At 49.8% G+C, this 22620-nt stretch carries 18 protein-coding genes, 1 tRNA gene and 1 pseudogene; 9 read left to right on the forward strand and 11 right to left on the reverse strand.

Features of this window, described 5'->3' with window-relative positions; all coding sequences use genetic code 11:
• Window positions 1–40 precede the first annotated feature (40 nt).
• From dnaE to HY774_17390, 6 genes are all read right to left on the reverse strand, one after another.
• Complete coding sequence (dnaE, locus tag HY774_17365; protein MBI4750256.1) at window positions 41–5053, reverse strand: DNA polymerase III subunit alpha; 5013 nt, start codon at window positions 5051–5053, stop codon at window positions 41–43.
• Between the two features lie 445 nt (window positions 5054–5498).
• Window positions 5499–6410, reverse strand: a complete 912-nt coding sequence (locus tag HY774_17370) for a hypothetical protein (GenBank protein MBI4750257.1) — start codon at window positions 6408–6410, stop codon at window positions 5499–5501.
• 63 nt (window positions 6411–6473) lie between these two features.
• Complete coding sequence (locus HY774_17375) at window positions 6474–6617, reverse strand: hypothetical protein (GenBank protein MBI4750258.1); 144 nt, start codon at window positions 6615–6617, stop codon at window positions 6474–6476.
• Between the two features lie 62 nt (window positions 6618–6679).
• The gene (locus HY774_17380; protein MBI4750259.1) at window positions 6680–7264 is read right to left on the reverse strand and encodes a zeta toxin family protein; all 585 of its coding nucleotides are present in this window, start codon (window positions 7262–7264) and stop codon (window positions 6680–6682) included.
• 6 nt (window positions 7265–7270) lie between these two features.
• The gene (locus HY774_17385) at window positions 7271–7822 is read right to left on the reverse strand and encodes a DUF192 domain-containing protein (GenBank protein MBI4750260.1); all 552 of its coding nucleotides are present in this window, start codon (window positions 7820–7822) and stop codon (window positions 7271–7273) included.
• Between the two features lie 112 nt (window positions 7823–7934).
• Window positions 7935–8792: a TonB family protein gene (locus HY774_17390; GenBank protein ID MBI4750261.1), complete on the reverse strand. Its 858-nt coding sequence runs from the start codon at window positions 8790–8792 to the stop codon at window positions 7935–7937.
• Between the two features lie 222 nt (window positions 8793–9014).
• Between HY774_17390 and HY774_17395 the strand changes: the two genes are divergently transcribed.
• Window positions 9015–9089: transfer RNA gene (locus HY774_17395), tRNA-Gly, on the forward strand.
• Between the two features lie 175 nt (window positions 9090–9264).
• Here HY774_17395 and dnaN read toward each other — a convergent pair.
• Window positions 9265–10380 (reverse strand): DNA polymerase III subunit beta, encoded by a 1116-nt coding sequence (gene dnaN / locus HY774_17400; GenBank protein MBI4750262.1) that lies wholly within the window; start codon window positions 10378–10380, stop codon window positions 9265–9267.
• Between the two features lie 160 nt (window positions 10381–10540).
• On the opposite strand from dnaN, the gene HY774_17405 reads away from it, so the two are divergent.
• The 6 genes from HY774_17405 to HY774_17430 all read left to right on the forward strand — a co-directional run bounded on the left by HY774_17405 (window position 10541) and on the right by HY774_17430 (window position 15966).
• On the forward strand, window positions 10541–12313 hold the full coding sequence (locus HY774_17405; protein MBI4750263.1) for a tetratricopeptide repeat protein: 1773 nt from the start codon (window positions 10541–10543) through the stop codon (window positions 12311–12313).
• 68 nt (window positions 12314–12381) lie between these two features.
• Window positions 12382–12954 carry an aminodeoxychorismate/anthranilate synthase component II gene (locus HY774_17410; GenBank protein MBI4750264.1) on the forward strand — a complete coding sequence of 191 codons (573 nt, stop codon included), beginning with the start codon at window positions 12382–12384 and terminating at the stop codon, window positions 12952–12954.
• A 51-nt stretch (window positions 12955–13005) separates the two neighbouring features.
• The gene (locus HY774_17415; GenBank protein MBI4750265.1) at window positions 13006–14040 is read left to right on the forward strand and encodes a potassium channel protein; all 1035 of its coding nucleotides are present in this window, start codon (window positions 13006–13008) and stop codon (window positions 14038–14040) included.
• A gap of 201 nt (window positions 14041–14241) precedes the next feature.
• A complete protein-coding gene (locus HY774_17420; protein MBI4750266.1) occupies window positions 14242–14823 on the forward strand; it encodes a GNAT family N-acetyltransferase in 582 nt (193 codons plus the stop codon).
• A gap of 24 nt (window positions 14824–14847) precedes the next feature.
• Entirely contained in the window at window positions 14848–15351 is a 504-nt protein-coding gene (locus tag HY774_17425; GenBank protein ID MBI4750267.1) for a hypothetical protein, read from the forward strand.
• A 105-nt stretch (window positions 15352–15456) separates the two neighbouring features.
• Complete coding sequence (locus HY774_17430) at window positions 15457–15966, forward strand: DinB family protein (protein ID MBI4750268.1); 510 nt, start codon at window positions 15457–15459, stop codon at window positions 15964–15966.
• A 79-nt stretch (window positions 15967–16045) separates the two neighbouring features.
• Here HY774_17430 and HY774_17435 read toward each other — a convergent pair whose 3' ends face one another.
• Window positions 16046–17212, reverse strand: a complete 1167-nt coding sequence (locus HY774_17435; GenBank protein MBI4750269.1) for a hypothetical protein — start codon at window positions 17210–17212, stop codon at window positions 16046–16048.
• Window positions 17213–17292: 80 nt separating this feature from the next.
• Here HY774_17435 and HY774_17440 point away from each other — a divergent pair, with 80 nt between their 5' ends.
• Window positions 17293–18405 (forward strand): glycosyltransferase family 2 protein, encoded by a 1113-nt coding sequence (locus HY774_17440; GenBank protein MBI4750270.1) that lies wholly within the window; start codon window positions 17293–17295, stop codon window positions 18403–18405.
• Window positions 18406–18588: 183 nt separating this feature from the next.
• Here the strand turns inward: HY774_17440 and bshC are convergent, their stop codons facing one another.
• Window positions 18589–20262, reverse strand: coding sequence for a bacillithiol biosynthesis cysteine-adding enzyme BshC (gene bshC, locus HY774_17445; GenBank protein ID MBI4750271.1), 1674 nt, complete (start codon window positions 20260–20262; stop codon window positions 18589–18591).
• Between the two features lie 262 nt (window positions 20263–20524).
• Between bshC and HY774_17450 the strand changes: the two genes are divergently transcribed.
• On the forward strand, window positions 20525–21421 hold the full coding sequence (locus HY774_17450; GenBank protein MBI4750272.1) for a zinc ribbon domain-containing protein: 897 nt from the start codon (window positions 20525–20527) through the stop codon (window positions 21419–21421).
• 257 nt (window positions 21422–21678) lie between these two features.
• Here HY774_17450 and bamD read toward each other — a convergent pair whose 3' ends face one another.
• Both bamD and HY774_17460 read right to left on the reverse strand, forming a co-directional pair.
• Complete coding sequence (gene bamD, locus HY774_17455) at window positions 21679–22107, reverse strand: outer membrane protein assembly factor BamD (protein MBI4750273.1); 429 nt, start codon at window positions 22105–22107, stop codon at window positions 21679–21681.
• A 134-nt stretch (window positions 22108–22241) separates the two neighbouring features.
• Window positions 22242–22484: pseudogene (locus HY774_17460) on the reverse strand (FAD-binding oxidoreductase).
• Window positions 22485–22620: the final 136 nt, after the last annotated feature.

Genomic DNA, 22620 nt, shown 5'->3' on the forward strand with positions numbered 1-22620 from the left:
CAAAAAGCTTTCTTCACACTTCATTCCTGGTCACTGTATTTTAACTGATCCGGACTTCGCATCCGGCACACAAGCTCTGAACCGCATGAAGGAGTTCCGGGCTGGATTTGACGCGCACAAACTGATTTGGGCGGACACAGGCAATATCTCCGGTTGGTAACTGTACTTCGAAGCTGATCTGACAATCGCCCCGGTGGCGATCAAACAGGCTGCGAAGCTGGTCAACTTTTTCGGCGGTGATACTGCCTGACCGGAAGTAGAAGGTCAGCAGCGAAGCGGAGCGTTCCCGGAGGCCGGCGAGCGGTTCAACGTCATCAGCAATGATTTTCGAAGGACCGTCATCGGTAAATTCAATCCTACCAGTTACAAGCACTGCTTGGGTATCACTAATTTTGCCACTAATGCGTTTAAAGGTTTCCGGCCAGGCAATGACTTCGATTGACCCGAGTTCATCTTCAAGCGCGAAGACGCAAAACCGGTCGCCTTTCTTGGTGTTTTTCACCACATAGCCAACCACCATCCCGCCCATTTTGATGATTTGGTTGGGCTGACACTTGCTAAGCCTTTCATAGCTGGCATTTGAGAAACTGGTCAGCAGTTCCCGGTAACTCGCCAGCGGGTGGCCAGTGATGTAAAAGCCCAGCGTGGCTTTCTCGCCGGCCAGTTGCTCTTGTTGTGACCAGGCTGGGACGTCCGGCAACGCAGCATCAGCATCGGCTTCCATCTCGGCTTCAAGCATTCCAAAAAGTGAGGCTTGACCGCTCTGAGCATCGCGTTGCGCCCGGGCGCCGCTTTCCATCACGCTTTCAATCGCCGCAAATTTCTGGGCGCGAGTACCGGGATGTTCGTCGAGACCTCCCGATTTGATCAGGCTTTCCAGTACTCGTCGGTTGAGTGCCCGGCTGTCAACCCGTTTGGCCAGATCATAGATTGACGTAAATGGGCCGTCTTTGCGGGCTTCGACGATGGCATCCACGGCTGATTCGCCAATGCCTTTAATCGCCATCAGCCCAAACCGGATGGTTTTTTCCGTTGATGTAAACCCGTGATAACTGAGGTTGACATCTGGCGGCAGGATCTCAATTCCCTGAGCGCGAGCGCGTTCGATGTATTTGGCCACCTTGTCGGTGTTGTTTAATTCGTTTGACAGAACAGCAGCCCAGAAATGCGCTGGATAGTATGCTTTCAGATAGGCTGTCTGATATGCCAGGACCCCATAGCAGGCTGAGTGGCTGTTGGCTGTCAGAATGCCATTTGTGAAGTAGTTGTGGTGCGGTCCGCGCATGGTCATGTTGTAGGTTTTTTCCGTCCCCGACGGATTGACTCGCACGAGCTTCATCTTTTTCAGGCGGATGGTGACCCGGTTTTGAGGGTATTGACCAGGTGCTTCCAGGCTGCTGGCGGTGAAAGCTTCCACCTCTTCTGAAAAGTAAACCTCCAGGCTTTTGTCAAGAATGTCGTGTAATGGAAGATACCCCTGATCTGTGAAGAACTTATGGTCAGGGGTACAGCGCAGGGTGCGTCCGTTTTCAAGTTCCAGTTCAACGACTTGTTTTTCACCGGTTTCAAAGGCTTCGATGATCTCGTTGACGATGATCTGGTGTCCATCAAAACTAAACGTGTGGGATGTTGAGACTTCCCTGGCTGCAATTTGAGCTATCGTCACCACCTGACCTGTATCGGCGTCCACAATCGGCGAATCACCGACCAGACATTTATTGAACGCATAGTCCGCAAAGCCTTCGAGCGACTGCCACAACTTTTCGAGTTTTCCCCGGTCGTGACCACGATCTTCAGCCTGTTGAAAGAATTTGGCCTTGTGCGCATCGAGTTCCTCGCGCTTTTTCTTCCCCATGGCGCGTCGAACCAGGTCGGCTTCTCCGAGCGAATACCCAGCCAGTTTTTGGAAAATGGCCATGATTTGCTCCTGATAGGTGCAATTGTGGAGCACGATGTTGTTACCGACGAAGTTGTGAATCCCCTCAACCGTGATGTCATAGACTGGCTCTGTTCCGGCTGGTTGAATTGAAACAATCTCTTCCCAACGAACCTTAAGATTGGTCTGGGTTTGAGAAAGATTGAGCGGATCAACCACGCTACAGATGGCATTGATGGAAATACGGGGAATCGCTCTCTTTTTAGGGCGCAAATGTTGGACCGAAAAATCATATTCCCGTTCCAGGCTTTTCCAGGATTGACTCCACGACTGCTCCAACTCAGCTAAGAAAATCTGACGCGATACAGAGTCTCTGGATTCAGTACTGATTGAAGATGCTGGAGGAAATGATTTAGACACCAGGAATGGCCCAACCAGCTCTCGAAAGAGATGAAGATTGTAAACTGTCACCTGGTAGGCTGTGGTTGGCTCAGATTTTCGTTTTTCGGCTTCATAGACCGACTCATAAATAACTGAATGAATGCCGAGTCGCAGGAGGAGCGTTTGAACGTCAAGGGCAAGCTGGTGTGAAATTGTTTTGTAGTGATAGAGCTTGGGGCCTAAATGGCCATCGCAATCCCACAACGAAGCCAGAAAGAAGCTAATGCACTCTGAATTCAGTCCAAACACAAAATCACAGCAGGCGGCTGAACTCAGTGAACGATCAGCAATGAGATAGGCCAGCACACGCAGTTTTTGGCGGTTGTAGTCTTGCTCATCGGCCACCGTCAGGCGACGCGGGGTGGCAATAAAGTCAGTTACCTGTAGATCTTTTACCTGACGCCAGCCGGCTTCCGTCAGGACTTGATGATCTGGGGTTACTTTGACAGTTGAGCCATTGCGTAATTTCAACTCGACAACCTCACGTACCCCATTGTCAAAGAAATGAGTGACTCGCCCAATCTGAGAATTGAGATTCTGATCAACACCTTGAACATAAAAAGTGCCGATTTGGGACTCCAGTTCATCAATGCGAACTCGTTTTCCAGAGTAGGCATCCAGAACCAGCGTGTCTCCGGCAACACAAACGCCGAAGGTATTTCCCAAAATATCTTTGAGTTCGGGAAAGTCATATCGGACTTTTTTCCGACCATGACGCCGCTCGATATAATCATCCACCATGCCGGAATCGAGTGGGCCAGGTCGGTACAAGGCATTAAGGGCAATGATGTCTTCCAGGCTTTCGGGTTTCAGCCGCCGGGTGATTTCTTTAATTCCGTCGCCTTCAAACTGGAAAATCGCTTCGGTTTCACCGTCGGCAAACAGACGCAAGGCGGCTGGATCATCCAGTGGAATTTCATTGAGGTTGGGTGTCTGGCCGTGTTCGCGCTGAATGTTTTCCAGGCAGTCATTGATGATGGTGAGCGTCGTGAGTCCCAGAAAGTCCATCTTCAACATGCCAGCCTTTTCGAGGTCATTCATGTTGTACTGCGTGGCGAGGACGTCAATTTCACCGCGTTCTTTATCTTTCGCTTTGGTTTTGAAGACTGGGACCAGTTCATAGACGGGTCGTGGCGAGATCACCACTCCGGCGGCGTGAATGGACGAATGCCGCGAACACCCTTCCAGACGCTGAGCCAGATTGAGCATCTCGCGGATTCGGGTGTCTTTTTCATAGGCCGTTTTGAGTTCGGGAACGGTTTTTAAAGCTTCGCCAATCGGAACGTTGCGTCCGCGCTGTGGCGGCGGAATCATTTTGGCGATTTTTTCGACTTCGGCGTAGGGAATATCGAGCACCCGTCCAACGTCTTTAATCGCTGCCCTTGAAGCCATCGTCCCAAAGGTGACGATTTGCGAAACGTTTTCCCGACCATAGAAATTACCGACATAATCAATCACCTGACCACGTCCGCGGACACAAAAATCCACGTCAATATCGGGCATTGAAACGCGCTCCGGGTTGAGAAAGCGTTCAAACAGGAGTTCAAACTGGAGCGGGTCAATATCCGTGATGCGCATCGCATAGGCTACTATCGCGCCCGCAGCACTTCCACGGCCCGGGCCCACGGGGATGCCGCTATCTCGTGCATATCGAATAAAATCCCAGACGATGAGAAAGTATCCGCAAAAGCCCATTTTCTTAATGGTGGCAATTTCATGATCGAGCCGTACCCGATATTGTTCGACGCTGTATTTCAGCTCTCCGCGGGCATGAAGTGGGGCTAATTCCTGGAGTCGGCTTTCAAGCCCTTCGCGAGCGACTTTTTCAAAGTAACTGTCAATGGTGAAGCCTTCGGGAACCGGATATTCCGGCAGGTGCATTTTGGCCTTTGGAAACCCAAATTGACACATCTCCGCAATTTTCATGGTATTGCGAAGTGCTTCAACATTTTGATTTTCAAAGAGATGCCACATTTCCTCGGCGCTTCGGACATAGTGCGTCGGGCTGTAGTGCATCGTGGCCTGGTCAATCGTTTTGCCGGTTTGCAGACACAGGAGTGCCTGATGGGCACGAAAATCATCGCGGGTCAGGAAATGCGCATCATTGGTTACCACCAACGGCACATCAAGTTTCCGGGCAATTTCAGTGAGTCCGGCATTGACACGTGATTGCTGTTCTTCAAAGCCGTCGTGACATTGAAGTTCAAGAAAATAATTTCCTTTGCCGAAAATTTCCTGATACTCGCCAACCTCACACACCGCCCGATCCATTTTGTCCCGCAAAATAAGCGAGGCTGGGACACCGGACATACAGGCTGACAGGGCTACGAGCCCTTCGCTGTGCTTGCTCAGTAACTCCTTATCCATCCGGGGTTTATAGTAATACCCTTTGGTGTAGGCCAGCGACGTCAGGATCACCAGATTTTCATATCCAGTCTGATTTTTCGCCAGCAGAATGAGATGATTGGTCCCTTTTTCTCCTTCAGTGTTTGCCCCCCGTTCATGCATCGAGCCACGGGCCACGTAGGCTTCCATGCCGATGATGGGGCGCACATTCTGTTTTTTCATGGAGTTGTAAAAGGACATCGCCCCAAACATATTGCCGTGATCGGTGGCGGCCATCGCCGAAAACCCAAGTTTGGAGGCGTGTTCAGCCAGGGCATCGTGTTGAATTGCACCATCGAGAAGGCTGAAGTCAGAGTGCAAGTGCAGGTGAACAAATTCTTTGTGGGACATAGGTGATAGAGTGAGTAGTGAGTAGCGAGTAGCGAGTAGCGAGTAGCGAGTAGAAACCGTGAGAGTGTGATTTACTCGTAACTGATTGATTTCAGGTTAGATCATGTGAGTTGTTGCCGTTGGTGAAGAGATTATAGCCTGTTGATGGCTGGGAGAGAACACAAGGAATCGGGTTTCGGGTCTTTGAGAAAAAGACAGGAAAAGACAAAACGGCTTAAAGGTTCGAAAACCCGGAACCCGGAACCCGGAACCCGGAACCCGGAACCCGGAACCCGGAACCCGGAACCTTGTCATTACCCAAATTTTTTTAACTTGCCTCTAAACCTCAGCAAATTTAAAGAGTTACTGAAATTGTTTTTCGGCTATTGTCTGAGTTGACCACTGATTATCCTGAAAATCCCAGAACCCAGAATCAACAACTTACAAAGGCAATTGAGGTCCAATTTTAGAGGTGATGACCAGTCAGGGCAAATCCGTGTCCTGAACCTCCGGCAACTGGTCGCCGGACCACATTCGTCAGTGGTCGGTAGTGTTGGAGGAAATCAAAATTGACCGTGGTAAACCCTTCCAACTGGTGGCCCAGGTTGCGCAAGGTAGTGACCGCCTTCAGAAAAACTTCCGGTAAAATAACGGCTGAGCCGAGATTCAAATAAACCCCGCCATCATCCAGACCTTTCACCACCGAACAAAACAGTTGAAAATCATGGTATGAGGCTGCCCCAATTGCTGACCCATCAGCCGTTGGATGGATGTGCGTAATGTCAGTTCCAACAGCCACATGGACGGTTACCGGAATGCTGTGCTGGTAGGCTGAACAGAGCAGGGAACGGTCAGCAAAGCGTGGATTCATTTCGGTCAAGAGTCGTCCAATGGCCTCGCCTCCACCGATTGAATCACGCAAGGCTTCACTGTATGCCTGATTGATGAACCGTCCGGTTTCTTCAGCGCCACCAAACGCACCTGAGCCAAGCGTGGCGTCTACATCTTCAGACGTCGAACCAATCAGGGCAATTTCAAAATCATGGACTACGCCAGAGCCATTGAGGGCAAATCCGTTGATAAACCCTTGATTCATCAGGTCAATCAGCACCGGCGCCAGCCCACACTTGATGACGTGCCCACCGAGTCCAACCAGGACGATTTTCCCCTTCTGACGTGCCTGCCGAACCGCCTGGGCAACAGCTTTCAAGTTCTGAACCGCCAGAATATTTGGCAGGCGTTCAAAAAATTCTCGAAGCGAGCCGCCTGACTGAATGGGTCTGGCCAGATCTTCGACCGAAACTTTGCTTTTGCGTTCAGCGAGTGGATAGGTGGAAAGGTTGGAAAAGTCGAGCGGTTCAAATGGATAACGTGACATAGGACAACCAGGGAATAGGGGATAGGGGACGGGGGATGGGGGATAGGGGATGGAAAGCCACCCTTAATCAGGCTTCTGTTTTTGGAGTGGATCTTCAACCGGGATTTCGTCAGGTTGCAAAAAGATGATTTTTCCGTTCTCCCAGCTTGGCACGGCATTTCCTGCTCGTTTGTGCAGGAGCAAGGCATGGGCGACTGCCTCAGACATAACTGCCTCAAGGTCTATCGTTTCAATTGAAACAGGCTCCAGGTGTTGGTTGGTTTCTTTGGTCATTGACTCATCTCACAGAAGGATTTCCAAAGTTCATTTTTATATATCGTCAAACATCCACAGTTTGCACGATGAGCGATCAGTGCTGGTTGACCAGATTTGGAATTGTCAATAACGGACCAACTGTTCGCCAGCGGTTTATAGAGATCGTGGAAATTCTGGATTCCTCTCAAGTATCGGCGCCGGATGGTTTCTTCCGGAATTGAATGTCCCCCAAGTTTGACTCGGATGGCAACTCGTTCAATGGCCAGTTCACTGCTTTGAAGCCAGAGGAAAATCAAATGAAATCTGTATCCAGTTGTTTTCCATTGACTTATCCGTCGTGCATAGGTTCGACTGGCCAGAGTTGATTCAAAGGCAAAAGACTGATGTTGAGTCGCAAGCTGCTCCAACCGGTTTAATGCAATGCGACCCGCTTCGATTTGAACCTGATCCGGTTCAAAAGCGGAGAGGCCCGAAGCAATCGTGTCCGCGTTGATAAAGTTGGCCAGGTGGAGTTTGTCTCGGAGGAGAAACGGCGCCAGTGTTGATTTTCCTGACCCATTCGGGCCACCAATGACATAGACTGAAGGTGGCAAAGTCATTGCTTTTCAAGGAATTGAAAAAGAAAGCTGTGTTCCTGCCGCAATTCCCAGCGCCTTTGCACGTCCGGCTGGGATTTCCAACACATACTGACCCACGCCTGACCGCCGTGGAATATCGGCATCCGGTGTTTCGGCTGTGGTGCGTGGGACATTTGCCGCCACGCTCGTGACGCGTTTGTCCGCCCCAATGAAAATGATGTCCAGATCAATCAGCGTGTTTTTCATCCAGAAGGTATGTGGCGCTTCACGATTGTAAATAAACAACATACCGCGATCTGGCGCTAAACTTTTGCGCAGCATCAGGCCGATTTCATGCTCAGTCGGTGTGCGGGCCATTTCAACACTGAGTTTGTGCCCATTGGGTAGCGTGAGCGTTGTGGTTGGAAGGTTTTGCTTGCCGTATTGCCAGTCATCAAGTGTGGCTTGTGGAATGATGAAAAACACCCCCAGGGCCAGGAAAAGCAAGCCTCCAACCAGGGCAATAACTTGACGTCGGGAAGATTTCGATGGTTTGAGAGCGGGTCGAACTGCCTTTTTCGATGAATGCTTTTTGGCCATAACTGCACGAGATTTAGGGTTTAGGGTTTAGGGTTCAGGGTTTTTAAGCCAATTGAATTCAAGTATTTTCGATGTTCACCCTGAAACAGATGGCATATTTTCCGTGCCAGATCTACGGTTTCTCCTGTCGCCGGAAGTTAAATTCCGCCAGCAATTTGATGCGAACTGGGACGCCGTTTTGCGTAGCTGGCTTAAATGAATAGCTTTGAATTGCCTGAATCACGGCTTCATCCAACCCATATCCGGCCCAGCGAACGATCCGAATATCTTCAACTTTCCCGGTTGTGCCAAACACAATTTCAGTTTCAATTTTGGCTTCGATACTGGCATCACGGGCAGCTTCAGTGGTGGTTGGGCGTGGACGTTTGAGGAAAATCGGCAAGGTCACATCTTCGGGAACTTCGCCACTTCGCAAGTCAAGTACTGTATCTCCAGAAGAATCATTCAGTTGGGATATTTGCTGTTTCCGAAAGACCTGAAAATCGTGAACCACAACGGTTGCCAGCCGGCTGGTTTCGCAGATGGCTTCTGCCCGGGCATGTTCTGGGAATGGCCCCTGGGCTTTGAGTTCTCGCCACGTCACAAGGGTTCCGGTTCGGGCGTCAATGCAAAACAGACTGAACCGGACTTCAAAATAGGACTCGTTTGTGCTGGTCAGTCGCCTCGCACTCAGCACTCGCCCCTGAAGGTAAAAATCACATCCAAGCGCGGCGCCAAGTTGCCGGGCTTCTTCACGATGTGGGTTAAAGTTGATGGCTGAACCATTCCGAGCGGAAAGGGGAGCTCCAACCAGCGCCGAAGGGAGGACTTCAACACCGCTGGCCTGCAAGCCCTGGCTTAAGGCGGCTTCGAGTGGGAGTGATGGAATCTCCGGCGCCAGTGCCACGGTTTCAAACGGAATAATTCCGGCTTGAAGTGATGATTGTGATGCCCCCTGGGCTGAGCCACTGGTTACCAGCAGCGTTATCACGGCGAAAATCAGGCTCCAAGCATGGTGTCTGGTGAAGTACATTGGTTTGATAAGCCGGAGGTTTGTCGCTGGTAAGAGTGAAAATTATTGGGACGCAGTGGGGATGTGTCAGGAGAATTTTCACTTTTCATTTTTGATTGGACACTTAACTGTTGACAGATGTGCCCGGAGGAATTATTTTTGGCGCTCTAAAAAACACCTCTAATAACCTGGATGTGCTGAGCGGGCGTAGCTCAATGGTAGAGTACCAGCTTCCCAAGCTGGGTGTTGTGGGTTCGAGTCCCATCGCCCGCTCCATTTTATTTCCCTTTCAAACAATCCCCCTGAAATATTTCAGATCACTGCCTGGTCATTCGCACAGGCATAGGAAATATGCTCGCCATTTTTTGAGCGAAGACTTTCGAGTTGAATTCGGACCTGGGCGCCGATGCCCGATGTCTTCAGCCCCAAGCCCGATGTCTTCAGCCCCAACTTAATTCCTCATCGGCATGACCACATAGCGGTAGTTGTAGTCATTCTCACCGTGTGGGCGCAACTGGATTTGCGTGGCTTCATCACGGAATTCGAAACTAATTTCCCCAACATTGACCACTGAGAGAAAATCAAGCAGGTACTGCACATTAAAGGCCAGTGAATAGGTGTCTCCGTCATATGGAACCGGAAGGGCATCAAAGCCTTCGCCGGACCCGCTTGACTGGGCGCTGAATTCGATTTGGCCTTCAGTGATGTTGATTTTTATGGCGTGGGTGACGTCGTCAGCCATGTAAGCGACGCGGCGCAACGTTGCCGCCAGGCGATCTGATTCAAGGATCAGTGCTTTATCATTCGCCTTGGGCATGACCATTTCATAATTGGGGAACTGACCGGCGAGCATTCGTGAGATATAGAGCCGATTGCCAATTTCAAAGAAAATGTGGTTGTCGTCTTTGCCAAATTTGATGATTTCGTCATCGGCATCCCCGGCCAGCTTTTGAACCTCGGCCAGCGTTTTTTTCGGGATCAGCAGTTTGATGCCTTCTTTGGGGGCTTTGAATTCAACGCCTGATTTTTCAATAAAGGCCAGTCGGTGGCCGTCAGTCGCCACGACCCGCAAGGTCGAAGGGCTGAGAATCACCTGGGCGCCGTTGAGGGCAAAGCGGGATTCTTCCTGAGTGGAGGCAAACAACGTCCGGGGAATCATGGCACGTAAGATGGACGCCGGAACCGAAAATTGAGCATCTGGGACGTTGGCCAGTGGCGGAAAGGCTTCCGGGTCAGGGCTTAACAGTTTAAATCTGGAGCGTTCACAGGTCACAATTGCCTGATCGTTGCCATCGGTTTTGACGGTGATTTCAGCGTCTGGAAGACTGCGGACCAGGTCATACAATTTCCGGGCTGGAAGCAGAATGGTTCCTCCGACTCTAACCTGAGCCGGGCAGAGACAGCGTAGCGTTGATTCCAAATCGGTTGCCACCAGGGTCAGCGGCTCACCTTTTTTGGCGCGAATCAACAGGTTTTGAATGATAGGAATGGTGCTTTTCTTTTCCACCACGCCTTGCAGAAAGTTTAACTCTTTCAGAAGGTCAGAGCGATTAACTGAAAATTCCACGGCTGGATTCCTTTTCTTGTGAGCAAAGATACGGTGTGTGGTATAGTTGGTCGCCATTATGATTGAGCCATTGGCGAGATGCAATCCTAACCCCAATCCCCTTGGACGGGTGTTTGACTGACACCTTTCATTTTCTCTCTTGCTTTAAGCCTCAAATGATATGACCCCCACCTCATCGAATGATACCTTCCCCTTATCGTCGAGAGGCAGTCATCCGTTTCTTCAAAAAATCAGTTCCTGGTATCAATCTGCTCCAGTGTTGATTGCGAGTGGTGTGTTTCTGGCATTGATTCTGGCCGTCTTTGGGGGCTCACTCAACTATGCGATGCTGGAATATGACTCTTCGACCTACATCCTGAAAGATGAAGCCATCCGCACCATCTCCTGGAAGAATGTCCACCAGATTTTTACGACCAATTATTTTGTCAATTACAACCCGCTGCACCGCATTTCCTATATGTTGGAGTATCCTTTGTGGGGAAGCTCACCGGCTGGATACCGGGTCACAAACTGGCTGTTGCATTGGGTAAGCTCTTCATTGTGTTTTATTTTTTTTCTTCAACTGACCCAACACCCTGTTTCAGCCTGGTTCCTGGCGGTGTGTTTTGCGATTCATCCCAGCCGGATTGAGAATGTGGTCTGGCTGGCTCAACGCAAAGATGTGCTTGCCGCCGCGTTTGGGTTTGCGGCCTTGTGTTGTTTTCAGCAATGGCAGTTGTCATCAACCCGAAAACAGAACGGATACTGGTACGCGTTCACGCTTGTGATGTATTGGGGGGCCCTGGCTTCAAAGGCGCAATGGGTTCCTCTGTGTCTCATTTTCTTATGTTTGGATTGGTATAAAGGTTCTTTGAGCCGCAGCCGAATGTGGGCCTACATACCATTCTTTGGATTAACCGGTTTGTTCAGTTGGTGGGCATATCAGGCGCAAATTCTCGAAACACAATTCCGAACCGCTTTTTCATTGAAGGAATGGCTTAATTCACCCGCTCGTGATATCGCAATTTATTTCAAACTGACATTCTGGCCAATTGATTTATATCCGCGAACACCGCCAATGCCCTTTGTGGCCTGGCAGGCGGCGATTGGGTGGGGAGTTCTTTTGATTTGGGGAGGCGTGGCCTGGAAGAAGTGGTCGCAGAATCGCGCCCATGCTTTTGGACTTGCCTGGTTTTTACTCTTTTTATCGCCGATGTTAAACCTGGTGCCAGGCATGCTGATTGCAAACGACCGCTATCTGTATGTTTCCATTCTGGGTCTGTTTTTCCCTGGTGCGCTTTGGCTTGGTCGGCAGTCGTCAGAGTGGGGAATCAGTGGGATTGTCCTGACTGGAGTTTTATGTGGGATTTTAACGCTGAGTTATTTGCCAGTTTGGAAAGATGATCTCTCCCTTTGGTCAAATGCTGTCACCCATAACCCAACGAATGTGAGAGCCCTTCACAACCTGTTGTCGGCAGCTCAGGTGCGCAATGAATCAGAAACTCAGTATGTGCTCCTTCGACAGCTCGTTGGATTAGAACCCCACAATCTGGAATATCGAAAGGGTTTGGGGGTTTGGGCGTACCGGTTCCAAAATTATCAGGAAGCGGCTGAAAACTTAGCTTATTCATACAGGCAGGATCTTCATTTTCAAGAAGATGCGTCAAACTGTTTTTTGTTGGGGTACTCATTGCTTGTGACACAGCGTCCAAAAGAATCCTTGGAACCATTGATGCAGGCCATAAAAGGAGCTCCCCAAAACCCTCAATACTGGTACACTTTAGGTGATGCCCGATTGGCCCTGGGTCAATCAGTCGAAGCCCTTGAATGTTACAATAAGGTTTTGAAGCTGGATCCCAACCAGCCTCAGGAAGTCAAATCAAAAATTACCATGCTTGAGCAGTCTCTCCACCAGGTCCCCCATCAGACCAAACTGCCCAGGTCACATTCTTAATCCTTGATTGACGAAGGTCTCACTCCTTCAAGTCAATTTTGCCAGTCATCTATTTGGGTGAGATGTTTATGATTCTTGTGATTGATAACTATGATTCTTTCACCTACAACCTGGTTCAGTATCTGGGCGAACTGAATCCAAATATTGAAGTTCATCGCAATGACCGGATTACGTTGTTTGACATCAATCAGAAAAGCCCATCTCACATCGTGATTTCATCTGGGAGTGGTCACCCTCAGCGGGCGGGTGTGACGGTTGAGGCGGTTCAAACCTTTGCTGGGCGGATTCCAATTTTAGGCGTCGGGCTCGGAATTCAGGCCATTGCGGTTGCTTTTGGTGGAAACGTCGCCTCCACTCCGGTGATTACACTTGGAAAAACCAGTGAAATTTGTCACGACGGGCGAAGTGTATTTCAGGGCCTTGAATACCGGTTTCGAGCGACTCGATACCACTCGTTGATGGTGGATCGAAATTATATTCCACCGGTGCTTGAGGTTTCAGCCACAACTCCAGATGGCATCATTATGGGATTGCGGCACCGTCAGGCCATTTGTGAAGGCATCCAGTTTCACCCGGAATCAATTATGACGTTGCCTGGTAAAGTGTTGATTCGGAACTTCTTAAATCTATCGACCACCTGATCTTTTGCTGGTTGCTGGCAACTATTCCCATACTCCCCAATTTGTCTTGCTATGCCATCATATGGGCGACTGCTGAACTCCCTGGCCTTTTTATTCTTTCTCATTGTGTTTGGCACGGTCACCTTTCACTTGTTGGAAGGTTGGTCAATGCTCGACTCCCTCTATGTCACGGTCATTACCCTGGCGACCGTTGGCTACGGAGATTTTGTTCCCAAAACCTGGGAAGGCCGGTTATTTACAATCATGTTTGTGCTGGTTGGGGTTGGAGGCGCTGGCTATGTCATTACCACTGCTGCCCAGACGGTGCTTCAGGCAACGCTCAATGCAACGCTGAACCGAAGACGTATGTACCGAGATATCAGTCAGTTAGAATCCCATTATATTATTTGCGGCGCTGGCCGTGTTGGACAACGGCTGGTGAAGGAATTGCAACGTGAAGGGGTTGATTTTCTGGTTATTGAGCGAGATGAGCATCTGGCTGAAAAGCTGATGGAGCAAGGGTGTCTGGTGCTCAATGGTGATGCCACGGATGAAGAGGCCCTCCTTGGAGCACGAATTGAAACGGCTCGGGCCATGGTCTGCTGTGCTTCAACCGATGCTGACAATGTCTACATTACACTGACGGCTCGGGGGCTGAATGAAAAAATCTATATCGTGGCTCGTGCCAATGAGGAATCAGCGATCTCGAAACTGCGCAAGGCCGGTGCCAACCGGGTTGTCTCCCCAGTCATGATTGGCACGCACCAGATGTCGCAGGTTTTATTGCGCCCAGCAGTGGCTGATTTTATCGAGTTGACCACGATGACTGAGGAACTCGATCTGGCGATTGAACAGGTTCAACTGGCCACTGATTCTCCGCTGGCTGGAAAGAAACTCAAAGATTCAGGGATCCGGAGTTCGCTCAACATTATTGTCGTAGCTGTCAAACGTGGCCAAAGTGAAATGATTTTTAACCCGTCAGGCGATACGGTCTTCCATCCAGATGATTGTCTGGTGGTGATTGGTGATCAAAAAGGACTCTCGCAACTGGTTCAAATGGCATCACCTGGATCAGGAAAACCGCCGGGGCGCTATCGGAAGAAATAGCGAGCAGTGTGAAATAGTGAATCGTGAAGTAGCGAAAGAGTGAGAAACAATGAGTTTAGGGGTTGATAGACCCCAATCTGAGACGCACTGCTGAGCTATTTCGCTCAGCGCTCTTTTGTAAACCGCAAAAAAAACTTGGCAGGATATAAAAGTTATATTACAGTGTAATCAGCTTCCTGATTCTTATTCCCATTCCAACCTATGTTGTCTCTCACCTTTCAACCCTTAACGGTGGAAAACTGGGCTGACTTTGAATCCTTATTTGGTGAACGTGGCGCTTGCGGCGGTTGCTGGTGTATGTGGTGGCGGCTGAAGCGGGCACAATTTGATCTCCAAAAAGGCGAAGCAAACAAAGCCGCTATGAAGGAAATCGTTGCGACCAGCCAGGTTGCTCCGGGGTTACTGGCCTATGTTGACCAGACACCTGTTGCCTGGTGTGCCATTGCGCCACGTTCAGATTACCCATCCCTGGAGCGGTCACGCATCCTTCGACGTGTGGACGATACACCGGTCTGGTCGGTCACGTGTTTGTTTGTCGCCAAACCCTATCGCCGCCAGGGGGTAACGGTGGCTTTATTAAAAGCTGCTGTTGAATATGTTTGTGCCCAGGGTGGGAAAGTTGTGGAGGGATATCCGGTGGAACCTCAAAAAGATTCCATGCCGGACGTGTTTGCCTGGACCGGTCTGGTTTCGGCGTTTCGTAAAGCCGGCTTTCACGAATGCCTGCGCCGGTCAACTTCCAGGCCGATTATGCGCTTTACCATCAATGAACAAGAACCATAACCTTTTGATTTGAGGAGACTTCTTATGTTTCAAGCCATTGCTGATTTTGAAAGAAACTGGAATTATGAACGCGATGCCACAGCCAAAGTATTGAAAGCACTCACTGATGCGTCACTGGCCCAGGCCGTGTCCCCCCAGGATCGCACCATTGGCCGGATTGCCTGGCACATTGCTCAAACACACCCGGAAATGTTGGGCCATACCGGATTGACCATTGATGGACCCGCCGTGGATGCCCCGGTTCCCACGACGGCTGCTGAGATTGTGGTGGGCTATGAATGCGGATCGGCGTCGGTGCTAGAGCAGGTAAAAGCCAATTGGACCGATGAGACCTTGCAGCAAACCGATAATATGTATGGTGAAGTCTGGAAACGTGGCTTTACCCTGATGGCGCTGGTGTGCCACGAAGTTCATCACCGTGGGCAACTCACTGTGTTGATGCGTCAGGCCGGGCTGAGTGTCCCTGGCATCTATGGACCAGCTCGCGAAGAATGGTCGGCGATGGGAATGGCTGCACCGGCAATCTGATTGAATAAAGCATTGAAAATGAGGAATGAAGAAATACCTGGATGATGAAAAATCCATAACCTCTTCATTCTTTTTGTTTTTACCCGTTAAAACTGGAGGATACCGATGGCTTTAAATGAAATGCTCCTGCCTGAATTTGATCAAGAAATGGCCAGTACTCGAAAAACGCTGGCTCGGGTACCCGCTGAAAAATTTGGCTGGAAACCCCACGAAAAATCAATGTCAATGGGGGATCTGGCTTCGCACATCGCCCATATTCCATTTTGGGCGGTGAAAACCCTTGAAGTTGAATCACTTGACCTGGCGCCCGAAGGTCAACCACCGGTCAAAAATCCGTCAGCAACTTCATCAGAAGAATTGCTCGGCTGGTTTGATAAAAACGTGGAAGACGCTCGCCAGGCGCTGGCACAGGCTACCGACGAGCACTTTTTGGTTCAATGGTCATTACTGATGACCGGAAAAACCATTTTCACTCTGCCGCGAATTGCAGTGTTCCGAACCATGGTGTTAAGCCATTTGATCCATCACCGGGCGCAACTCGGCGTGTATTTGCGATTGAATGACATTCCAGTGCCCTCGGTGTATGGCCCATCGGCTGACGAAGGCATGATGTGATAGTTTGGGCTAAGGGCTGAGGGCTGAGGGCTGAGGGTTGAAAACCTGATCTTTCGAAAAGCCCCAAGCCCCAAGCTGCCTACCCACCTTTTCCAGCCCTGGACAAAATCTCAGCCACAAAATGTACCAGTTGCCAGACTTCTGAAAACGAAGGCTCTCCCTGAAGTTCAACGTGCCCAATACATTTGCTGATCAAAACATGATTGGCAGGATGAGACGGGATTTCTTTGATCAGCCATTTAGCTTCAGCCACTGGAATGACCGGATCAAGTTCTCCGTGCAGTAAAAAGACCGGAACTGACACCCCGTGAAGCTGACCATTTGGAGATACCAGCTTCATATCAGAGCGCAGGTTTTCAATTTCCTTGAGAAGCTCTGGCGCGAACTGATCAATTTTCCCTTCAAACAACAACTCCATCTTCTTTTGAGATTCCGGGCTCAACGTTGGAAGTTGATTTTTTGCTGCGTCATGTTGCTCCCAAAGCCATAATTTCAGAGTTTCATGAGCCTGGGGAAGGTCTTTCGGTGGAAAGAAATGTGCCAGGTTTGAATAAACTATGATTAAAGGCCCGTAGGGATGAGCTGTCAGTTTCTGGATGCTGCTATCAGGTAAAGGAATTTGATTTGTCGCAAAGAATTGGGCGACTCTGGCCAGGTCGTGGTGGCCTCCAACTGAAACGACATAGTGAATGGATGATTTGTATCTGACGTCCCCGGCTGCCAGAAGTGCCAATCCACCAGCAAAGCTCAATCCCATCAGTCCAACGCTTGATTGACCAAGTTTCTGGCTCAAAAATTGAGTGGTTGTGCCAATGGTCTGAATGGATTGAGGACTGATATGGTAGTCAGCCAGTTCTGTAATCTCAGGGGTCAGCACCATCAGGCCGGTTGTCGAGAAAGCACGGGCGAAAGCCATCAACCTTGGTTCATCCATCCCCAACCGATGAACACCATGAATTAAGACCATTCCTGGTCCAGAAGAAACATTTTGAGGCGCATACAGCCGGGCTCGTATCGGATGACCGGTTTGGGGATCCGGAAAAGTGAGAACGGTTTCAACAATTGGGGGATGGGTACTGAGGATTGGGGAATCAAGGAAGGCAATTTTTGCCATTTTGACAACCAGTCTCGCGGCCCGGAAATGAACTGATACGGGTTGCCAGATCAACAATCCAACAAGAAAAAGAGCCCCGCCTGTCAGCATGAGCCGACGTTTTTGCAGGAGCGGACGAACCGTGATTTTCATAGCAGTCCTTGCATGAGGATATGATAGATTAGGCTCAGACACAGCATAAATAACATTCCTCAACAGGCAATTAAATCACTTTGATAGATAATTTTGCGTCACAATCCGATTTAACCAACGGGGTCAGTATTGTCATTCCCTCGTTTAACGGTCAGCACCTGTTAAAGCGGTTTCTTCCATCGGTCATTCAGGCAGCCGAAGTCTATGAACAACAGTCTGGAGCGCCAACCGAGATTATCATTGTGGATGATGGAAGTCAGGATGAAACGGTCAACTGGTTAACCCGTCACTTTCCAAACCGGGTTTTGTGCCTGCCGCAAACTCACAATCGTGGGTTCAGTCCAACGTGCAATATCGGATTTGCGGCGGCGCGATTGCCGCTGATCTGGTTGCTCAATAATGATATCGAAGCCACCCCAACTGCCCTTATCTGGCTGGTTCGCCATTTTCAAAACCCGGACGTTTTTGCAGTCGGAAGTCGGGCCTACCGTTTGAGTCCAGATCTGAAACCAACCACCGAAATTGACGGGGCAGGCCGGGTTGGCGAACTGGTTCGAGGATTTTGGAAAGTGTATCGCAGTTATGACCTGCTTCCAGAATATAACCGCGAGATCAACAAACCCCTCTTTACAATGATGGCCAGCGGGGGGTATGTCCTCTTTGATGCGACAAAACTGAAGCGTATTGGAGGGTTTGAGGAACTTCTGGCTCCATTCTACTGGGAAGATGCTGAGTTGTGTTATCGGGCCTGGAAGCGAGGCTGGCAGGTGCTCTATGAACCGGAAAGCCTGGTCTATCACCAGTCAAGTGCCACGATTCCAAAGCATTTCGAGGCCAAAACCGTCAATGTCATTGCGACGCGCAACCGGATGATCATGCATTGGATCCACCTGCATGATCCGTGGATGTGGGTTTCACATCTTGGAATGACAGCTTTGCTCCTTGTGCGCGATCTGATTTCAGGCGGCAAATATCAGGACATTCAGGCTTTTCAACAAGTCTGGCAGATGCGAAAGAAAATCTGGAACCGGCGGCAGGAAGAACGCCAGTCAGCCGTCCGAACTGATCGCGAAATCCTCGATCTTTTGAAAGAAGTAACTCAGCGTCAGGGAGTAGTGACCTATAAAAATGCCGAAGAGTATGCAGCTTTTCTGGAAAAGGCCAACCCGGCAGGGGACAGGGGGACAGGGTGACAAGGTGACAAGGTGACAAATGACAGAGTGACAGAGTGACAGGGTGACAAGGTGACAAATGACAAGGTGACAGAGTGACAAATGACAGGGTGACAGAGTGACAAGGTGACTGGGTGACAAGGTGACAGGGTGATCAATGAGATTTCATTTTTATTGTCACCTTGTCACCCAGTCACCTTGTCATTAAACCACCAGCCACTGATGGTGGGCCGGATCAACCTTCAGTTCACGATGGAGACGGTCAATCAGGTCCCAGCCATAGCGGGTCAGAAACGGAAGCAGGTTCAGTTCACGTTCCTGTTTGGCATTATCTGGATAGAGCGCAGCCACGGCCCGTTCGATTTGCCGTCGGGTTGCTTCTTCAGCTTGAGACCGACTGTTCAAGAACCGATTTTGTAAATGATTGAGTTGATAGAGGATCTTTTCCCGACTTTGAACCAGTGCTTTGGCCAGCGTTGGATCCTGCCGGTCAAGTGAAGTCTGCAATTTATCAAGCTGGGTATTGAACAGGGTTTCAGTTTCGGTAAACAGCTCCGCCGTGCTGCTATCCAGAACTTCAGTTAAGATCCGGCGCATCAAGGTTTGTTCGCCGTTCACCACATCAATCACAGAAAATTGAAATTTCTCAAGGGTTTTCAGATGACGCCGCTCAACCAGCGTCATTCCGGAACGCGGCCACCGAACCGGCGCGGTTCGCTTGAGATGATCATAAATTGGCTGGGATTGCGCCAGATAGGCCAGTTCAGCCGGTCCAACGACCTGGGCGACGGTTGGCAACAGCACGTCTTGAACAACTGGCCGGAGCAGGGCATTTGGGGTAATGCGCAAGGGGTCAGATTCAAAAATTGCACTGAGTTCTTCAGTCGAAAACTGATGCTGGTCGCCGCTGGCGCTTTTGGTTTGGAATCCGTCGGGCGTTTGAATCAGAGATGTTCGGGTTTCGTTAAGTTCAACAAACACAAGCGATTGATTTACATCGGTTTTCACCTGCGCATGGTAGCCAGTTTCAATCAGGGCCTGACTCTGGCGGTGAATGGCACTGGCTAATTCCTGACGGTTTCTGATTGCAGCTTGAAACACCTGATGGGTTGCGGCTTTGAGTCGAGCGTCACGTGGGTCAATGACAATCAATCCATATTTTGAAAATAGCCGGGTCATCCATCGGGCAAACGCATCGCACCAGCCAACCCCTGTTTGGTATGCGTCACGCAAATCAGTCAGAATTCCAGCCGTAAAATCAGTCTCTGGGAGCGCTCCGACCAGTGCTTCCCAGGACTGATCAATGGTGGGTTCAATCGTTCGTTTTCCGACCGGAGGTTGTGACACGGTGGAATCCTGATATGGAATTTTCACCAGTCCGCCATCACGACCAAACAAGATAGTGTGATTGACCTCGGCAAAGTCATGATCTTCACTGGCAATCCAAAAAACGGGGACGGCTGGTGTTCCCGCCTGTGTGAGCTGGTCAGCCAGATGAATTATCGTCAAGGCTTTATAGACACTCAATAACGGCCCCCCAAACAACCCGGCCTGCTGCCCGCCGACGATTGCCACCGTGCGTTGATTGCGCAATTTGTCAATTTGAGCGAAGGTGTGTGGTGTGGCACCCCAGCTCCGGTTTTGTTCGAGTAAAACTTCGACCAGGGTGTCACGTTCGGGATGCTCCGCCGCAATACCTGGCGCCAGGGTGGCCAGATGGTGAACGGAAAGTGTTTGCGAGGAAAAACCAGGGAAGAATGCCGCAAGCTGGTTAGAGCCATTCAAGTAATCAAGAAAAAGCCGGGAATTTCCGGGGAATTCCTGGTGATGAGTGAAAAAACAGACAGAATCAGTTGAAACAAGGGATGGGGCTGTCACAGAATTTTTCTCCGGCTGGTAAAAATTGAAGGTGTCGCCCGTGGTCGGCTGTTCCTGGAAAGGCTTGAAGTTGAAAAACTTATTGAGACTGGAAAGCCTGAATTCACCTGGCGAGTGCAGAATCGAATTTCCATCATACGGAAAATTTCTAAAAATCGGCGACCACTTTGCCGATCTGAAAAATCACACACCAATTGATCAGGCAACTTCCACGAGTTGGAACTCCGTTTCAGAAGAAAATTCATTGAGGAACAGGTGGCTTATGGGGACTGAGTATCTGTCAATGGACAGCAACAACTATGGGGTTGGCCCGTCTGAGCATGAGGTCACGTTGCGCTTGCCGGGAAATGTGGAGGTTGTACGAAGCCGTTTGAGCCGGGCGCTGGAAAAAATGGGGTATCAGGTTCAGGAAGAACACCCGCTTATTGCCAAACGCAAAGCCCAGGGCGGAGGCGAAAGCTACACCTCAAGCAATATTTTGGATTACTTCACCAAACTCCATGTGAGTCTCAAGGCTTCAGGCGAAAATGCCACGTTGGCGACCTTCAATTATTTGATCGGTCATCCAACTATGACCAAAGCCGATAAACAGGTGATGAATCGCGAAGCGGAAGCGATTTGTGCCTGGGCCCGGCATACTGATTTGATTGGAAACTGTGTTACTTGCGGAACAGAATTTACAACAGATTCACGATTTTGCCGTCGGTGTGGAACGCCGGCGGTTGAATCCACTCCAGCGGAATTTGAGGTGTTACGGCTGACTTCAAAGGGGGCCATGGCTCACGACAATCTGCTGGTTGGCCTGATTTCGATTGGGATCTCACTCTTTTTTCTGTGTTTACCATTGCTTCCAGGGATTACGCTCAAGCCGAAGGCCGTTATTTTGTTTGAAATTCTGGCCTTGCTGGGCGGGGTGATTGGGTGGGTGTGTGCGCTCAACGGGATGCGTCATTTGCGTGAGGGAGTTCACCCAAAAGAACCCACTGAACTCAAAGACTTTCGGCGGTCAACTGAGCCTATCCAATATGCGCTTCCCAGTCAGACCAACCGCCTCGAAGTCAACCCAATCGTGCCTCCATCCGTAACCGAAAGCACAACCGAGTTGCTTGACGACGGAAAATCACCGATTCCGATTATTCGCCGTCGTGATACCAACTGATGGCAAAGTGACAGGGTGACAAAGTGACAGGGTGACAAGGTGACAGAATGACAGGGGGACAAGGGGATAGGGTGACAAGGTGACAAAGTGACAAGGTGACAAGGTGACCAAGGTGATCAACCATAAAGAAAGAGCCGATCACCTGGTTTTTCCAGGTTGAATTGACTGGTTACAGAAAAATTTGGACAGTCCCTTTTGTCTGGTATCTTGTCACCTTGTCACCTTGTCACTTTGTCATTCGGTCACTTTGTCATCAATCATCCCTTTGCCTGTTTCTGCTTTTCTTCGACCTTTTTGAGTTGTTTTCCAGCCTTTTTGAAGAGTTCGCTTTCAGGGAATTTTTCAATCAATTCGCCATAGCGGCTTTTCGCTTCGTCCAACTCTCCGTTGGCCAGGTACGACTCAGCCAGATAAAACAACACCTGATCGAATCGTGAATACTGCGGGTAGATCTCAACAATCTCGACCAGCCGACTGATAGATTGCTTGTATTTTTTCTGCCCCAGATAGTATTTGGCGACTTCAACATTCTTCGACGCCTTCATTTCCAGTTCCGGATCGCGCGTTCCATATTCCTCAAGTGGATTTTGCGCATTGGACTGTGCGAAAGTACTTGACGTAAAGCCACCAATCAAAAGGCTTGCCGTGAGTGCAACCAAAATGAGTGCGAGTTGAAAAATCTTCACAATAAAAACTCCCTAAAGATGAATGAAGAATTGAGAATGAAGAGATGAGGCAGATTTGTGATTTATTGAACCGTTGCATCAACTGGAAAATGGTTCCAGTTTGCCCCTAATTCTTCATTCTTCATTCTCAATTCTCAAAGCTGCCCTGACCAGGCACTGACCGTTTCCAGCAGTGCTTGATAAGCCGGGTCAGAATAGCGTTCCAGGTGAAAGACAGGTGCGTAGTCAGGTAGGGAAGCACCCATGACGTGAGCGGCCAACAGTTCGGCGGCAGCCTGTGACGCCATAATCCCAAACCCGGAAAGTGCCCCGATGACATACAGTCCCTGGATGGGAAGCGGGCCGATCAACGGGCGATTTTCACTGGTTTTACAATAAAGGTTATTACGATTAAATCATAGGAACCCAGGGTGTGATCCGAACTCGAAAATTGTGAAGGGCGGCACAAACTTCCATCACCAGATCCCGAACCCCCTCGCCCTGTAACCGAATCTGTTCCTTGACAATCCGACA

This window comes from Acidobacteriota bacterium (assembly GCA_016208495.1).
Classification (GTDB): domain Bacteria; phylum Acidobacteriota; class Blastocatellia; order Chloracidobacteriales; family Chloracidobacteriaceae; genus JACQXX01.

Bases quoted from the DNA above. Each gene is read 5' to 3' on its own strand.
- dnaE (MBI4750256.1), bottom strand. From the start codon at position 5,053: ATGTCCCACAAAGAATTTGTTCACCTGCACTTGCACTCTGACTTCAGC.
- HY774_17370 (MBI4750257.1), bottom strand. From the start codon at position 6,410: ATGTCACGTTATCCATTTGAACCGCTCGACTTTTCCAACCTTTCCACC.
- HY774_17375 (MBI4750258.1), bottom strand. From the start codon at position 6,617: ATGTCTGAGGCAGTCGCCCATGCCTTGCTCCTGCACAAACGAGCAGGA.
- HY774_17380 (MBI4750259.1), bottom strand. From the start codon at position 7,264: ATGACTTTGCCACCTTCAGTCTATGTCATTGGTGGCCCGAATGGGTCA.
- HY774_17385 (MBI4750260.1), bottom strand. From the start codon at position 7,822: ATGGCCAAAAAGCATTCATCGAAAAAGGCAGTTCGACCCGCTCTCAAA.
- HY774_17405 (MBI4750263.1), top strand. From the start codon at position 10,541: ATGACCCCCACCTCATCGAATGATACCTTCCCCTTATCGTCGAGAGGC.
- HY774_17410 (MBI4750264.1), top strand. From the start codon at position 12,382: ATGATTCTTGTGATTGATAACTATGATTCTTTCACCTACAACCTGGTT.
- HY774_17415 (MBI4750265.1), top strand. From the start codon at position 13,006: ATGCCATCATATGGGCGACTGCTGAACTCCCTGGCCTTTTTATTCTTT.
- HY774_17420 (MBI4750266.1), top strand. From the start codon at position 14,242: ATGTTGTCTCTCACCTTTCAACCCTTAACGGTGGAAAACTGGGCTGAC.
- HY774_17425 (MBI4750267.1), top strand. From the start codon at position 14,848: ATGTTTCAAGCCATTGCTGATTTTGAAAGAAACTGGAATTATGAACGC.
- HY774_17430 (MBI4750268.1), top strand. From the start codon at position 15,457: ATGGCTTTAAATGAAATGCTCCTGCCTGAATTTGATCAAGAAATGGCC.
- HY774_17435 (MBI4750269.1), bottom strand. From the start codon at position 17,212: ATGAAAATCACGGTTCGTCCGCTCCTGCAAAAACGTCGGCTCATGCTG.
- HY774_17450 (MBI4750272.1), top strand. From the start codon at position 20,525: ATGGGGACTGAGTATCTGTCAATGGACAGCAACAACTATGGGGTTGGC.